Here is a 14,445-nt window from a genome sequence, read left to right on the forward strand (position 1 = left end):
CGTTGACTGAATCGTGGCTCCACGCGGCGCGGGCGAATGCGCGCGCGTTGCGGCCGGACGAAAGGCCCGTCGTGCGGCCCTCACGGTCGCTAGTGTAATGGTCTGCGCACATTTATGGGATAGGCGGGAAGCCACTGGGGCCGGATTACGGGGGCGCGACGACAGGGACAGTTCCGCCTGCCACCGCCCTGCGGCAGGTTGCAGGAAGGAGAAAATCCATTGTATGATTGAGTAATCACTCAACTATGTAACCCGAGACGCCGTTCATGGCCCGCCCGAAAAGCGAAGACAAGCGCAATGCCATCCTTGCCGCCGCCATCCACGTGATCGCGACGCAAGGGCTGGGCGCGCCCACGGCCAGGATCGCCAAAACCGCGGGCGTTGCCGAAGGCACGCTCTTCACCTACTTCGATAACAAGGACGAACTGCTCAACGCGCTCTATCTCGCCATCAAGGCCGAGCTGCGCGAAGCGCTCGCGCCCGACTTCCCGCACGACGCCGGCATGCGCGAGCGCGCCCGGCATCTCTGGCGGCACTACGTGGACTGGGGCGTCGCCAACCCGGACAAACGCAAGGTCATGCTGGTCCTGAGCGCCTCCGAACGCGTCACCGAGCAATCGCGCGCGGTCGGCATGCAAGCCTTCGCGGAAGCCGGCGCGCTCATCGGGCATTGCATCGCGCAAGGCCATCTCGACGGGCACTCCCCGGCTTTCGCCTCGGCAATCATGGGCGCACTCGCCGAAACAACGATGGATTTCATCGTGCGCGAACCGGCGCAGCGCGAGCGCTACCTCGAAGCCGGGTTCAACGCTTTCTGGAACGCGATTGCGCACGCCTGAGTGCGCTTTTTTTTGACCCATTAATGAGTGAGTGCACACTCATAATTAGCGAGCAAAGGAGCTCATCATGTCGAAAGTCTGGCTTGTCACCGGCAGTGCACGCGGCCTCGGCCGCCATATCGTCGAAACCGCGCTGGAGGCGGGCGAACGCGTCCTGGCCACGGCGCGCGATCCGCAGCGGCTCGACGACCTCGCGGCGCGCCACGGAGACCGCATGAAAACCGCGGCGCTCGACGTCGCCGATCCCGCGGCAGCGCGCATCGCCGTGCAAACCGCGCTCGATGCGTTCGGCCGCATCGACGTGCTGGTCAACAATGCGGGCTTCGGTCACATTTCGCCGTTCGAGCAAAGTCCCGAGGACGACTTCCGCGCGCAGATCGACACGAACTTCTACGGCGTCGTCAACGTCACGCGGGCGGTGTTGCCGGTGATGCGCGCGCAAAAATCCGGGCATATCCTGCATGTGTCGTCGGTCGGCGGCCGGTTAGGCACGGCCGGGCTCGCCGCGTACCAGTCGGCCAAATGGGCCGTGGGCGGCTTCACCGAAGTGTTGCGCCAGGAACTCGCGCCTGTCGGCATCCATATGACGGCACTCGAGCCGGGCGGCATGGCGACGGACTGGGGCACCGAAGCCGGCGCCCACATTCCCGCGCTGCTGCCCGAGTACGAGCCGTCGATCGGCGCGCTGCTGAAGCTCTTCGCCGACCACGTGGGCAAGGAACGCAGCGATCCCGCGCGCGTCGCGCAAGTGGTGCTGCAACTGACGCGCCATGACGATCCGCCCGCCCACCTGCTGCTCGGCAGCGACGCCCTGCAGTTCTCGAACGCCGCCGATGCCGCGCGCGCCGCCGAGGGCGAACGCTGGCGCGCCGTCACGCTGTCCACCGACTTCGGCGGCGCGGGCATCATTCCGGTCATGCCGCGCAACTGAGCGAACGCGAACGTGCAGGGCAGCTTGAGAGGAGCGTCCTGCACGCCCATCGACAACGACCGTGATTCGGGAACCTCATGAAAGTACTGATCTACGGCGCGACCGGCATGGTCGGCCAGGGCGTGCTGCGCGAATGCCTGCGCGCGGACGACGTCGAACTCATACGCGCGGTAGGACGCCGCGAAACGGGCCTCCGTCACGCGAAGCTGCGCGAAACGCTGTTGCCCGATCTGGCCGACAGCCGCGCGGCCGAGTCCGAACTGACGGGCTTTCACGCGTGCTTTTTCTGTCTCGGCGTGTCGTCGGTCGGCATGTCCGAAGCCGATTACTCGCGCGTGACCTATGACCTCACGATGGCGATAGGCGGTACGCTCGCGCGCCTGAATCCGGAGATGACTTTCGTCTATGTTTCGGGCGCGGGCACCGACAGCAGCGAGCGCGGCCGCAGCATGTGGGCGCGCGTGAAAGGACGAACCGAGAACGCGTTGCAGCGACTGGGATTTCGTGCGGTGTACCTGTTCCGGCCCGGCGCTATCGAACCGCTCGAAGGCATACGCTCGAAAACGCGTCTCTATCACGCGCTGTATCGGCTCATGAAGCCGGTCTGGCCGCTGCTGCGCGTGGCGCTCGGCGACCGGCTGGTGACGACCGCGGACGTCGGACAGGCCATGCTGGCCGTTGCGAGACATGACGCGGCCACGGCGGTGCTGGAAGCGCCGGCATTGCATGCGCTGGCCCAAGCCGAAGCGCAAAGCACGAAACGCCGACAAAACGCCGTGAATGACAGCGCCGCATGAAGCGGCGCCTGCGGGAACCGCGCCGCGCGAATTCCGTCCGCCAGGGTAGTGTCGAGGACGGCCGCAGGCCCCGCTCAGTCGCCCTCGCGGCGCGCGAAGCGCAAGACGGCATCCACCACCATCTCGCGATGGCGCGCGCGCAAGCGCGGATGCGAAGGATCGCGCCCGAACGCCGTGCCGAATGTATGGCGATTGCTCACGCGATGGAAGCACAACGAACTGATCAGCAGATGCAGGTCGATCGGATCGACGTCGCTGCGAAACACGCCTGCGGATACGCCGCGCGCGAGCAGATCCTCGATCGTGCGGATCACGCTGGCGTTGCGGTTGCGGAAGGTCTTGAGGCGTTCGAGGTAACGCGCGCCGTGGATATTCTCGATGGTCACGAGCCGCACGAAGTCGCGATGGCGATCGTGGTAGTCGAAGGTGAACTCGACTAGACGGCGCAGGCCCTCGACAGGATCGAGTTCGTCGATACGCAGGTCTTGTTCAAGCGCGCGAATGTCGCCGTAGACCTTGTCGAGCACGGCTTCGTACAGCCCTTCCTTGCTGCCGAAGTAGTAATAGAGCATCCGCTTCGTGGTGTGCGTGCGCTCGGCAATCTGATCCACGCGCGCGCCGGCGAGCCCCATCGCCGAAAATTCGGCGGTCGCCACTTCGAGGATGTTGCGCTTCGTTTCTTCCGGGTCGTACTTGCGCCGGTTCCCGGATGGCGTGTTGTCGTCGTTGCTCTCGGGCGGTGCCGCCGGTCTTGCCATTGTCGTTGCCGCGCACATAGGAAGAGGAAAGGATGCGGGCGATTCTAGCATGGGGCTTGTAGCACACCGGAGCGTGCGACAAGCCGCTCAGAGCTCGATTCGCCGGATATCGCCGACCACGAAAATATACGCCGCCGCGCCCACCAGCGCGATCACGCCGATGAACGCAAGCGCCCAGACGAACGACCCGGTAACGGCCACGATCAGGCCGATCACGAGCGGCGTGACGATGCCCGCCAGGTTCGCCGCGAGGTTGAAAATGCCGCCCGTGAGACCCAGCATGCCCGCCGGCGCGATATCGGAAACCAGCGTCCAGCCCAGCGCGGCCATGCCCTGGGCGAAGAACGCGAGCGAGAGGATCGCGATCACGGCCACGTTGCTCGCCACGAAGTTGGCGAGCACGATCGTCGAGGCGAGCAGCAGACCCGCGATGATCGGCAGCTTGCGCGCCACGTTGGCCGACTTGCCGCGACGCAGGAGCCAGTCCGAAAACGCGCCGCCGAACAGCACGCCGACGGAAGCGGCGATAAACGGCATGATCGCGAAGAAGCCGATCTTGAGCCACGCCATATGGCGTTCGGTGGCGAGATAGGTGGGGAACCAGGTGAGGAAGAACACGAGCGTCGAATTGCCCGCGAACTGGCCGATGCAGATGCCGGCCAACTGGCGCCGGCGCAGCAGCTTGCCTGCCATGCGCCAGTCGAAGCCGCGCCTCGCACCTCGTTTGTTGCCGTCTTTCGCGTCGTGCTGCGCGCCTGCCGGCTGGTGCGCGACGAGCCCGCCGCCCGCCTCGATATAGTCGAGCTCCGCGCGGTTGGCCGCCGGGTGCTCATGCGGCTCGCGATAAAAGCGCCACCACACGAGGCCGAACACGAGCCCGACACCGCCCACCACATAGAATAGCGAGCGCCACCCGAAGGCGCCCATCAGCGCGAACAGGAACGGGCTGAAGAATGCGAGGCCGATATATTCGCCGACCGTATACGTGCCGGTCGCGAAGGCGCGCTCGCTCTGCGGAAACCACGTCGCCACGACGCGGCTGTTGGTCGGAAAACACGGCGACTCGGCCGCGCCCAGACCCAGCCGGCAGGCGAAGAGCGCACCCACTCCCGTAATGAAGCCTTGCACGAGTGTGCACATCGACCACAGCGTCATCGAAAGAAAGTAGGTGAACTTACTGCCGAAGCGGTCGAGGAACACGCCGCCCGGCACCTGCGCTACCACATAGCTCCACGAGAACGCGGAAAAGACGAGCCCCATGAGCGCCGCGTCGATGCCGAGCTCCTTCGTGAGCTGCGGCGCCGCGATGCCGAGCACCGTGCGGTCGAGATAGTTGATCATCGTGCCCACGGCAAGCAGCGCGAGGATGCGGTAACGCGCGCGCGAACGCCGCGCGGAGCCCTCGGCCGAGGTGGCGGGCATTGCCGGCGGATCGGCGGATAACGGAGGTGCCATGTCTCTTCCCTATCTCTCAGGTTCTGTTCGACGCCCGCCGCCTTACCGGCCGGCGTCTTTTGCAAGCAGCGACTCGAGATGCGCGTACATGCGCTCCGCGTCCGGCTCGACGCCGGTGAAGTGCTCGAATGCCTCGGCGGCCTGATACACGGCCATCCCGCCGCCGCTCAGCGTACGGCAGCCCAGCGCCGCGGCGGCTTCGAGCAGCGCCGTGCGAATCGGGAAGTACACGACGTCCGCCACCCACAGGCCCGCATGCAGATATTCCGCCGGCAGCGGCATGCCCGGCAGCTTCGCCATGCCTGTGGGCGTGGCGTGAATGAGCCCGGTGGCCGATCGCAGCGTCGCGGCAAGGTCGCCTCCCGCCGTGACGCGCGCCGTGGGAAAACGCGCCTGCAGTTCGCGGGCGAGGGCCTCGGCGCGTGCGGGGTCGACGTCGAATAGTGTCAGCGCGCGCGCGCCCATCGTCAGCGCCGCGTGCGCGACGGCCGCGCCCGCGCCGCCCGCGCCAAGCTGAACCACGGCTTCGAGCGACACATCGGGCAGCCCGCGCCGGAACGAGCGCGCGAAACCCGACCAGTCGGTGTTGTGGCCAATGCGCTTGCCGTCGCGAAACAACACGGTGTTCACGGCGCCGAGCGCGCGCGCGTCGTCGGAAAGTTCGTCGAGCAGCGGGATCGCCGCCTGCTTGCACGGGTAGGTGATATTGAGCCCGTCGAAGCCCATGCGCTGCGCCGCGAGCAGCAGCTCGGGCAGCGCGGCGGGCGCGAGGCCGAGCGCTTCCAGATCGATGCGCCGGTAGACATAGTTGAAGCCAAGCTCGCGCCCTTCCCGCTCATGCATGGCCGGGCTCAGCGAGCCGCCGATGCCCGAGCCGATCAGCCCGACCAGGATCGAGCGCGCACATTCTGCCGGAATCGCCGCGCTCATGACATCACCTCGTTCGCGAGCAGGACCGCCATGCGTTCCAGCGCAAGCACATAGCCCTGGGTCCCGCAGCCCACGATGATGCCGGCCGCGATCGACGAGACGAACGAATGGTGACGAAACGCCTCGCGCTTGTGCACGTTCGAGATGTGGACCTCGATGATGGGCTTGTCGATCGCGCTGAGCGCGTCGGCCAGCGCCACCGACGTATGGGTCAGCGCGGCAGGATTGATGACGATGCCGTCCACGCGCGTGCGCGCTTCATGGAGCCAGTCGATGAGCTGATGCTCGGCGTTCGACTGCTGGAAATCGAGCGCGAGCCCAAGGCGCGCCGCCGCTTCGCGGCACAGCCCGGCAACGTCATCCAATGTTTCATAACCATAGACCGCGGGTTCCCGCGTACCGAGCAGATTCAGGTTCGGCCCGTTCAGGACCAGCACCGAAGGCATTCCCATCATTCACACTCCACGACGACACAACAACACGCTGGCGGCGGCGGTGGCCTTAACGACCTGGTACAAACAGGCAAGGCACCACCGGATGGCCGCAAGTGTGCGCCCGGAAAGCCTTGAACGTCACCTGGGGTTTTCGAGAATTTGTACTAACTAGTTAGTTTTATTATGATGCACACACTCCGGCGGCGCATTGCGCATGCCGTCCCGCACCCACGCCGCCGCCATTGCCATGCCCAACGCCTCCCCTGCTCACGCGCCCCTGCGCCGCTCGATCGCCACGGTTTCCATCAGCGGCACGCTTGCCGAAAAGCTCGCGGCCATCCGCGCGGCAGGCTTTGGCGCGGTCGAGATCTTCGAGAACGATTTGCTGTATTTCGAAGGGTCGCCCGCCGACGTGCGGCGGATGGCGGACGATCTCGGGCTCGAAATCGTGCTCTATCAGCCGTTTCGCGATTTCGAAGGCGTGAGCGCGGAGCGTCTCGCGCGCAATCTCGAACGCGTGAAGCGCAAGTTCGACGTCATGCATCAGCTCGGCACCGACCGGCTGCTGGTCTGCAGCAACGTCGCGCCCGACACGCTGTGCGACGACGGTGTCTGCGCCGCTCAACTGGCGCAACTGGCCGGGGCGGCCGAAGCGGCCGGCGTCACGGTGTGCTACGAAGCCCTCGCGTGGGGCCGCCACGTGCGCACCTACCGGCACGCGTGGCAACTCGTGGAAGCGGTGAATCATCCGCGGCTGACGCTCGCGCTCGACAGCTTCCATACGCTGTCGCTGGGCGACACGCCGGACGCCATCGCGGCGATTCCGGGCGAGCGCATCGGCTTCGTGCAGATTGCCGACGCGCCGAAGATGAATATGGACGTGCTCGAATGGAGCCGCCATTACCGCTGCTTTCCGGGCCAGGGCGACTTCGCGCTCGCGGATTTCACGGCGCAAGTGGTGAAAAGCGGTTATCGCGGCCCGCTGTCGCTCGAAATCTTCAACGACGGCTTTCGCGGCGCGCCGCCTGCCGCAACGGCCGCCGACGGGCATCGCTCGCTGCTGCTGCTCGAAGAAGCGACGCGCGAAGCGCTGGGTGCGGCCAGCGGCGCCGCGCCCCTCTTGTTCGCTCCCCCGGCCGCGCCCGAGCGCGCGCAGTGGCAATTCCTCGAATTCGCCGTGGACAGCCCCTCGCGCGAGCGCGTGGCCGACTGGCTCGGCAAGCTGCATTTCCGGCGCGCGGGCCAGCACCGCTCGAAGGACGTGACGCTCTACCAGCACGGCTCGGCTGCGATCGTGCTCAATGCAGAGCCCGACTCGTTCGCCAACGCGTTCTTTCAGCACCATGGCCTGTCGCTCTGCGCATCGGCGTTCCGGGTGGACGACGCCGCGCTCGCGCGCGAACGCGCGGCGCGCTTCGGCTATGCGCCGTTCTCCAGCCGCGTCGGTCCGAACGAGCGCGTGGTGCCCGCGGTCCAGGCACCGGACGGCAGCCTCGACTATTTCGTGAGCGAAAGCCCCAATGCGCCAACGCTGTTCGAAGCGGACTTCACGTTGACCGACATCGACGGCCCCTCCGAGGTCGGGCCGATCACGGGCATCGACCACATCGGCCTTTCGCTGCCAGCCGGATCGTTCGATGCGTGGGTGCTGTTCCTGAAAAGCGTCTTCGGACTCGAAGCCAGCCCGGCCGTGCTCGTGCCGGACCCCTACGGGCTCGTGCGCAGCCGTGCGCTGTTCAGCGCGGACCGCGCGCTGCGCATCGTGCTCAACGCCTCGGTCGACCAGCACACGGCCGCGGCCGCTACCGTGCGCGCCTATCACGGCTCCGGCCTGAACCACGTGGCGTTCGCCACCGGCGACATCTTCCGCGCGGTCTGCGCGTTCGAGGCCTCCGGCGTGCCGCTGCTGCGCGTGCCGGCGAACTACTACGACGATCTCGAAGCGCGCCACGCACTGCCGGCCGCGTTCCTCGAAGCGCTCCAGCAGCACAATCTGCTCTACGACCGCGACGAGCGCGGCGGCGAGTTCCTGCACGCATACACCGAAACGCTCGACCAGCGCTTCTTCCTGGAGGTGGTGGAGCGGCGCGGCGGCTACGACGGCTACGGCGCGTCCAACGCCGCCGTGCGCCTCGCCGCCCAGGCCCGCCAGCGCGCGGCGGCCTCGCGCTGAGCCAGGCAGCGGCCGGTCCCGCCCGGTCCGCCAGCGGACCGGCGGCGGACCGGCGGCGAGGCGGAAGCCAGGCAGACGGCAAAACACCCAATCGACGGCAAGGCGATTTCGCGCATACACTTTTCGCCTTTCGTCTCTTGCGCCCCCGCGCCCTGCCCGACGTGCTGCCTCCCGTACCCCGCATCAGCCCCCGCCTGCGCGCGAAGCTGCAGGCAGCGCTGGCCGACAACCCGTCGAGCGCCGTCGAACGCACCTTTGCGGCGCTGATGGAACTCGAAGGCTACAGCGGGCTCACGTCCGCCATCCGCAAGGACATCTTCGCCTCGATCACGCTCTCGGCAAATCTCTGGTTCTCTTGCCTGTTCTCGGGCGAAACGCCTTCGGCCGAGATGATGGACCGCATCGAGGACTATGCGCGCCGCCGCGTGCATCAGCACGTGCCGCTGCAGTCGTTCATGCGCGCGTTCCAGCTCGGCGCGCGCGAGCTCTGGCGCGTGTGCACCGACCTCGCCCGCAGCGACCGCATGCTCGTGAGCGAGCTGCTGTTCGACATCTCGCCATACCTGCTCGATTATTTCGACGCGATGACCCAGCACATCGCCGCAGCCTACCTCGCCGAGCAGTACCAGCAGGCACGCTGGCGCGGCTCGCTGCTGCACCAGCTCTACGGCCTCGTCTTCCACACGCCCGACGACACGGAGCGCTTTCGCGAGACCGTCGAAGCGCTGGGACTCGACGCCACCCTGCCGCGCATCGCGCTCGCCATCGATCTCGACCTGCGCGACTACCCGCTTTCGGCCCGCGACGACGCGCTCGACCGCTTCACGCTCGCCGCCGCGCGCCACCTGGAGGTCAAGCTCGACGCACTCCTGCGCGTGTGGCATCGCGAGCGGCTCGTGCTGTGGGTGCCGTGCGCGCGCGGCGATTCGCTCACGCGCAACGACCAGGCCGTGGCTGCGCGCGCGTCCGCGCTCGCGCGGGCCGAACCGCGCGTGCGCAGCATCGGCCTCGGTCTCATGAACGAAGGCGCGCGCGGCTGGGCTGCTTCGGTGGACGAAGCATTTCGGGCCGTCGATTTCGCGCCGCACGAAGGCGACGTGCACCGGTATTCGTCGATCGCGATCGAGGAAAGCGTGCGCAGCAGCGGCAACGTGCTGCGCTATCTGGTGTCGCTCGCCGAACTGCTCGCGGGCGAATCCGATCTGCTCGCCACGCTGCAAATGTATTTCGCGCACGGCCAGCGCCGCCGCCAGGCCGCCGAGGCGCTGGGCGTGCATCCGAATACGCTCGACTACCGGCTCGAACGGATCGAAACGCTGCTCGGCGCGAAGCTGGACGACGCGGACTGGATTGCCCGGCTCGACGTCGCCCTGAAGCTGTACGGCGCGGCGCAGACGGGCCATGCCGCCGCTCGCGCGAAGAAGACCGCCGGCGCAGGCAAAACGCGCACGCCGACAAGGAAGGCGGGCAAGAAAGCGGGGGCAGGCTAGCCGGCGCGCCCGCCCCGATGGCGTTAGCTCAGCGTGCGCAGTTCGCGCCGCAGAATCTTGCCGACCGTGGATTTCGGCAGCGCCTCCACGAAGCTCACGAGGCGCGGCACCTTGTAAGCGGCGAGCTGCGAGCGGCAGTAAGCGATCACCGCATCCTCGTTCAGCACGGCATTCGGGCACGCCACCACGAACACTTTCACGGCCTCGCCGGTGCGCTCGTCGGGCACGCCGATGCACGCGCACTCCGCCACGCCCGCCATCGCGGTCACGACGGCCTCGACCTCGTTCGGATACACGTTGAAGCCCGAGACCAGGATCATGTCCTTGGAACGGTCGACGATGCGCAGGAAGCCTTGCTTGTCGATCGCGCCTACGTCGCCGGTCCGAAAGTAGCCGTCGGCGGTGAACGCCGTGTGCGTGGCTTCCGGCTGATTCCAGTAGCCCTTCATGACCTGCGGTCCCTTCACGCAGATCTCGCCGGTCCCGCCGGGCGCGGCCTCCACCCCGTCGTTGACCAGCTTGACGTGGGTCGACGGCACGGGCAAACCGGCCGTGCCCGTGAAGCGATCCACCGAGCCGGGATTGAACGACACCACCGGGCTCGTTTCCGAAAGGCCATAGCCTTCCCGGATGAAAGTGCCCGTGACCGCCTCCCAGCGCGCGGAAACGGCGGGCATGGTCGCGGCGCCGCCGCCGCCCGCGAGACGCAGTCGCGAGAAGTCGACCTCGCCGATGCGCGGATGCCCGGCAAGCCCTGCATAGAGCGTGTTGACGCCCATGAAGGTCGTGGGACGGGCGGCCTTGAAGATGTCGATGAGGCTGTCGAGGTTGCGCGGGTTCGCGACGAGCCAGTTCTCGGCGCCGATCGAGAAGCTCACGATCAGATTCACGGTCAGCGCGAAGATGTGATACAGCGGCAGCGCCGTGACGATCACCTCGTCGTCTTCGCCGAGCAGCCCCGGCATGAAGGCCTTGAACTGCGCGACGTTGGCGACGAGGTTGCGGTGCGTGAGCAGCGCGCCCTTCGAAAGCCCCGTGGTGCCGCCGGTGTACTGGAGGAAAAGCGCGTCGTCGCCCGTCAGCTCGACAGGATCGAGCGGCAGGCCTGCGCCTTCGGCAAGCGCCTGCGCGAAAGTCGCGGCGGCGCCTTCAGGTGCGACCGCAGGTGCTGTGAAGCCGTCCAGCGCGCCGGCCACGAGCACGGTCTTCAGCGCCGTCTTTTCCTTCACCGCGCCCACGGTCGGGAGCGCGCCCTCGAAGACCACGATGGTCTCGACGCCCGCATCGTTCAACTGATGCTCGAGTTCGCGCGCCGTGTAGAGCGGGTTGACATTGACCTGCACGGCGCCCGCGCGAACGATGCCAAGGAGTGCGATGGGAAACGCCACGAGGTTCGGCATCATCACCGCCACGCGGTCGCCCTTCCTCACGCCCAGCCGCTGCTGCAGATACGCGGCGAAGTCGCGAGAGAGCCGGTCCACGTCCGCATAGGTCAGCGTGTGTTCGCCCACGCGGAATGCGGGGCGTGCGGCGAAGCGGCGCAAGGCGTCGTCGAACAGGTGGGCGAGCGACGGGTAAACGTCGGGATCGATTTCAGCGGGAATGCTGCCGTAACTGGCCAGCCAGGGGGCTTCGGACACGTGCTCCTCCATGTTTCACAAGGCGCGCCCGCAATGCGGCGCGAAGGCGGCGTCTTTTCACCGCTCTGAGGCTCCCATGCTACGGCGGAGTTCGCGCCGCGGGAACTGGGAAACCGGACAGGTCGATTGTGACAAATCACAAAACCCGCGTCCGCCGGCCCGCCCTGTTCGGGTGCACGCGCACCCCGTTCGTTGCCGCCTTCTATGAGACACTGACTCGGCTCCACAGACCCGCTTCAAGGTCTCGCGAGTCCGACACGCCTGCGCCGTCGTGCCAGTTTGCAAACGATGCGCGAGGGTCGCGCGACCTGCCTGTCCCCGCTTCAACGTCGCGCGCCAGCCACCGCTTCCCGACCGGGCACCGCCATGCCGGACATACCCTTACCCCAGCCGCGCGCGGCACACCGCAGCGGCCTCGCCTTCGGCCTGTTCGCCGCCGTCATCCTCGTGGGCGCGATCTACGTCGTACAGCATGTGGTCATCGATCTAAGCGGCGTGCGCGAAAGCTCGGCGCTGCCCTTCGTGCTGCTCGGCCTCGCCCTCCTCATCGCGCTCGGCTTCGAGTTCGTCAACGGCTTTCACGATACCGCGAATGCGGTCGCCACCGTCATCTATACGAACTCGCTCGATCCGCACCTCGCCGTGGTGTGGTCGGGCGCGTGGAATTTCCTCGGCGTGCTGGTCTCGAGCGGCGCCGTGGCGTTCGGCATCCTGCAACTGCTGCCCGTCGAGCTGATCCTCACGGTGGGCAGCCACGCCGGCTTCGCGATGGTCTTCGCACTCCTCATCGCGGCCATCGTCTGGAACCTCGGCACCTGGTACCTGGGCCTGCCGTCATCCAGTTCGCATACGCTGGTCGGCTCGATCATCGGCGTGGGCGTCATGAACCCGTTCATCAGCGGGCCCTCCGGCACGAGCGGCGTGGACTGGAGCCAGGCGATCGGCGTAGGCAAGGCGCTGCTGTTCTCGCCGGTGGTCGGCTTCGTGCTTTCCGCCCTGCTGCTCGTCGTCCTCAAAGCCGTGGTGCGCGTCCCCAGGCTCTACCAGGAACCGGAGGGCAAAAAACCGCCGCCACTCTGGATCCGCGCGCTCCTGATCCTCACCTGCACGGGCGTCTCGTTCGCGCACGGCTCGAACGACGGCCAGAAAGGCATGGGGCTCATCATGCTGATCCTGATCGGCGTGGTACCCACGGCCTACGCGCTCAACAAGGCCGTCACGCCCGCCGAGACCGCCGCCTTCGTGAGCGTCGCGCACCACGCCTCCGCCACGCTCGGGAAGTACACGCAAGACACGCATGGCGCCCAGCCCGACAATCCGCGCGCGGCGGTCGAAGCCTATGTCCGCACCCGCCGGCTCGAACCCGCTACGCTTCCCGCACTGCGCCAGCTCACCGAGGCCATCGCCGACCAGGCCAGCGCCTCGGGCTCGATGGCGGCAGTGCCGCAGTCGATGGTCGATAACGTGCGCAACAACATGTATGTTGCCTCCGAGGCGATTCGTCTGATGACGAGGTCGAACACGCCTGCCTTCACCCCCGCAGACCTCGAGACAATGAATGCGTTCCGCCAGCAGATGGATCACGCCACCAAGTTCATTCCGACCTGGGTGAAGGTGGCCGTGGCGATGGCGCTCGGGCTTGGCACCATGGTGGGCTGGAAGCGCATTGTCGTGACGGTGGGCGAGAAGATCGGCAAGGCACACCTGACCTATGGGCAGGGCGCCTCGGCGGAGGCGGTGGCAATGCTCACCATCGGCATGGCCGACGTCTACGGCCTGCCCGTCTCCACGACGCACGTGCTCGCCTCGGGCGTGGCAGGCACGATGGCCGCCAACGGCTCCGGCCTGCAGTGGGTCACCGTGCGCAATCTCGTGCTGGCCTGGGTGCTGACGCTGCCCGCTTCGATTGCTTTGTCGGCAGGGCTTTATTGGGTCTTCAGGCAGGTGTTCTGAGGCGCGGGCGCGTGCCCCGGAGGCCGCCCAGTCTTACCCGCTCGCGACAGGGCGGACAAAAGCGCGGCGCACCGCGCCTTTCGTCTCATTTGCGTGGCGGGTCAGGCATGCCCGCGCTTTCGGCTCGCGGCCAAACCGTGCTAGCGTAGCCGTTGCCGCCACGCATCCGCCCATCTTTTGTCAGGAGACCCTCATGCCTCAAGCCGCGCCCCCCGTACTCGGCGACGAGCCCGGACGCGGTCACGCCCTTGCGCGCCATTATCCGCGTGGTCTGCACATCGAGCCGCATTCGCACACGTGGGCGCAGATGCTCTATGCGGTAGCCGGGGTGATGTGGGTAGAGATCGGCCGCGAAGCGCTGGTCGTACCGCCGCAACGCGCGGTATGGCTGCCGCCCGACACGCTGCATGCCATCCACATGATGAGCGCTGTCGAGATGCGCAATCTCTATCTGCACGGCGAAAACATCGGCCACTTGTCCCCGCAGTGCGAAGTCTTCGAGATCAACGGCCTGTTGCGCGAACTCATCAAGACCATCGCCGAACGTGACAGCGGCGAAGGCAGCGAGGGCAACGACAGCGCGTGGCTCGAAACCGCGTACCGGCTGGCCGCCATGGAGCTGGCCCATGCGCCGCGCTACACGCTGCGCGTGCCGTTGCCCGACGCATCGGACCGGCGGCTCGACATGCTGTGCCGCGCCGTGATCGACAACCCCTCCGTGGATATCGGCTTCGAGCAGCACGCGGCCAACGTGGGCGCGAGCGTGCGCACGCTCGCGCGTCTTTTCTCGCGCGAGCTGGGTATGGGGTTCGCGGAGTGGCGCCGCCAGGTGCAACTGGCGATTGCCGTCTCGCGGCTCGCCCAGGGGCAGCCGGTGAGCGCCGTCGCGCGCCAGTTCGGCTATCTGCCGAGCAGCTTCAGCGACATGTTCCGGCGCGAACTGGGTGTACCGCCCAGCGAATTCCGTCCGGATGCCACGCTCGGCCAGGCGGGAGAGGAAGGCGAACAGGCGGACGTTGCGCAGCGCTGACACCGTCTCTGCGCC

At 67.1% G+C, this 14,445-nt stretch carries 12 protein-coding genes; 7 read left to right on the top strand and 5 right to left on the bottom strand.

Annotation, left to right across the window (positions count from 1 at the left end):
• The first annotated feature begins 266 nt into the window (after window positions 1-266).
• The 3 genes from WJ542_RS30735 (at window position 267) to WJ542_RS30745 (ending at window position 2,567) form a co-directional block, all read left to right on the top strand.
• Window positions 267-839 carry a TetR/AcrR family transcriptional regulator gene (locus WJ542_RS30735; protein WP_411193304.1) on the top strand — a complete coding sequence of 191 codons (573 nt, stop codon included), beginning with the start codon at window positions 267-269 and terminating at the stop codon, window positions 837-839.
• Window positions 840-906: 67 nt separating this feature from the next.
• Window positions 907-1,770 (top strand): SDR family NAD(P)-dependent oxidoreductase, encoded by an 864-nt coding sequence (locus tag WJ542_RS30740; protein WP_411193305.1) that lies wholly within the window; start codon window positions 907-909, stop codon window positions 1,768-1,770.
• 77 nt (window positions 1,771-1,847) lie between these two features.
• Window positions 1,848-2,567 (top strand): Rossmann-fold NAD(P)-binding domain-containing protein, encoded by a 720-nt coding sequence (locus WJ542_RS30745; protein WP_411193306.1) that lies wholly within the window; start codon window positions 1,848-1,850, stop codon window positions 2,565-2,567.
• Window positions 2,568-2,641: 74 nt separating this feature from the next.
• Here WJ542_RS30745 and WJ542_RS30750 read toward each other — a convergent pair whose 3' ends face one another.
• The 4 genes from WJ542_RS30750 to aroQ form a co-directional block, all read right to left on the bottom strand.
• Window positions 2,642-3,325 carry a TetR/AcrR family transcriptional regulator gene (locus WJ542_RS30750; RefSeq protein ID WP_411193307.1) on the bottom strand — a complete coding sequence of 228 codons (684 nt, stop codon included), beginning with the start codon at window positions 3,323-3,325 and terminating at the stop codon, window positions 2,642-2,644.
• 87 nt (window positions 3,326-3,412) lie between these two features.
• Window positions 3,413-4,780 (bottom strand): MFS transporter, encoded by a 1,368-nt coding sequence (locus tag WJ542_RS30755; protein WP_411193308.1) that lies wholly within the window; start codon window positions 4,778-4,780, stop codon window positions 3,413-3,415.
• Window positions 4,781-4,822: 42 nt separating this feature from the next.
• Complete coding sequence (locus tag WJ542_RS30760; RefSeq protein ID WP_411193309.1) at window positions 4,823-5,710, bottom strand: shikimate dehydrogenase; 888 nt, start codon at window positions 5,708-5,710, stop codon at window positions 4,823-4,825.
• A complete protein-coding gene (gene aroQ / locus WJ542_RS30765; RefSeq protein WP_411193573.1) occupies window positions 5,707-6,162 on the bottom strand; it encodes a type II 3-dehydroquinate dehydratase in 456 nt (151 codons plus the stop codon). The genes WJ542_RS30760 and aroQ overlap by 4 nt, the downstream gene beginning before the upstream one ends.
• 259 nt (window positions 6,163-6,421) lie before the next feature.
• Between aroQ and WJ542_RS30770 the strand changes: the two genes are divergently transcribed.
• Together WJ542_RS30770 and WJ542_RS30775 are read left to right on the top strand one after the other, a co-directional pair.
• Window positions 6,422-8,317, top strand: coding sequence for a bifunctional sugar phosphate isomerase/epimerase/4-hydroxyphenylpyruvate dioxygenase family protein (locus WJ542_RS30770; RefSeq protein ID WP_411193575.1), 1,896 nt, complete (start codon window positions 6,422-6,424; stop codon window positions 8,315-8,317).
• A gap of 137 nt (window positions 8,318-8,454) precedes the next feature.
• A complete protein-coding gene (locus WJ542_RS30775; protein ID WP_411193310.1) occupies window positions 8,455-9,807 on the top strand; it encodes a PucR family transcriptional regulator in 1,353 nt (450 codons plus the stop codon).
• Window positions 9,808-9,830: 23 nt separating this feature from the next.
• Here the strand turns inward: WJ542_RS30775 and WJ542_RS30780 are convergent, their stop codons facing one another.
• Window positions 9,831-11,447, bottom strand: a complete 1,617-nt coding sequence (locus WJ542_RS30780; protein ID WP_411193311.1) for an AMP-binding protein — start codon at window positions 11,445-11,447, stop codon at window positions 9,831-9,833.
• A 366-nt stretch (window positions 11,448-11,813) separates the two neighbouring features.
• Here WJ542_RS30780 and WJ542_RS30785 point away from each other — a divergent pair, with 366 nt between their 5' ends.
• Both WJ542_RS30785 and WJ542_RS30790 read left to right on the top strand, forming a co-directional pair.
• Entirely contained in the window at window positions 11,814-13,400 is a 1,587-nt protein-coding gene (locus WJ542_RS30785) for an inorganic phosphate transporter (protein ID WP_411193312.1), read from the top strand.
• Window positions 13,401-13,593: 193 nt separating this feature from the next.
• Window positions 13,594-14,430, top strand: coding sequence for an AraC family transcriptional regulator (locus WJ542_RS30790; protein ID WP_411193313.1), 837 nt, complete (start codon window positions 13,594-13,596; stop codon window positions 14,428-14,430).
• Window positions 14,431-14,445: the final 15 nt, after the last annotated feature.

The sequence above is a fragment of the Paraburkholderia yinzeri genome, from assembly GCF_046581065.1.
GTDB lineage: Bacteria > Pseudomonadota > Gammaproteobacteria > Burkholderiales > Burkholderiaceae > Paraburkholderia.

What these genes read in the sequence shown, in the direction of transcription:
- WJ542_RS30735 (WP_411193304.1), top strand. Translation starts at nt 267, where the DNA reads ATGGCCCGCCCGAAAAGCGAAGACAAGCGCAATGCCATCCTTGCCGCC.
- WJ542_RS30740 (WP_411193305.1), top strand. Translation starts at nt 907, where the DNA reads ATGTCGAAAGTCTGGCTTGTCACCGGCAGTGCACGCGGCCTCGGCCGC.
- WJ542_RS30745 (WP_411193306.1), top strand. Translation starts at nt 1,848, where the DNA reads ATGAAAGTACTGATCTACGGCGCGACCGGCATGGTCGGCCAGGGCGTG.
- WJ542_RS30750 (WP_411193307.1), bottom strand. Translation starts at nt 3,325, where the DNA reads ATGGCAAGACCGGCGGCACCGCCCGAGAGCAACGACGACAACACGCCA.
- WJ542_RS30755 (WP_411193308.1), bottom strand. Translation starts at nt 4,780, where the DNA reads ATGGCACCTCCGTTATCCGCCGATCCGCCGGCAATGCCCGCCACCTCG.
- WJ542_RS30760 (WP_411193309.1), bottom strand. Translation starts at nt 5,710, where the DNA reads ATGAGCGCGGCGATTCCGGCAGAATGTGCGCGCTCGATCCTGGTCGGG.
- aroQ (WP_411193573.1), bottom strand. Translation starts at nt 6,162, where the DNA reads ATGGGAATGCCTTCGGTGCTGGTCCTGAACGGGCCGAACCTGAATCTG.
- WJ542_RS30785 (WP_411193312.1), top strand. Translation starts at nt 11,814, where the DNA reads ATGCCGGACATACCCTTACCCCAGCCGCGCGCGGCACACCGCAGCGGC.
- WJ542_RS30790 (WP_411193313.1), top strand. Translation starts at nt 13,594, where the DNA reads ATGCCTCAAGCCGCGCCCCCCGTACTCGGCGACGAGCCCGGACGCGGT.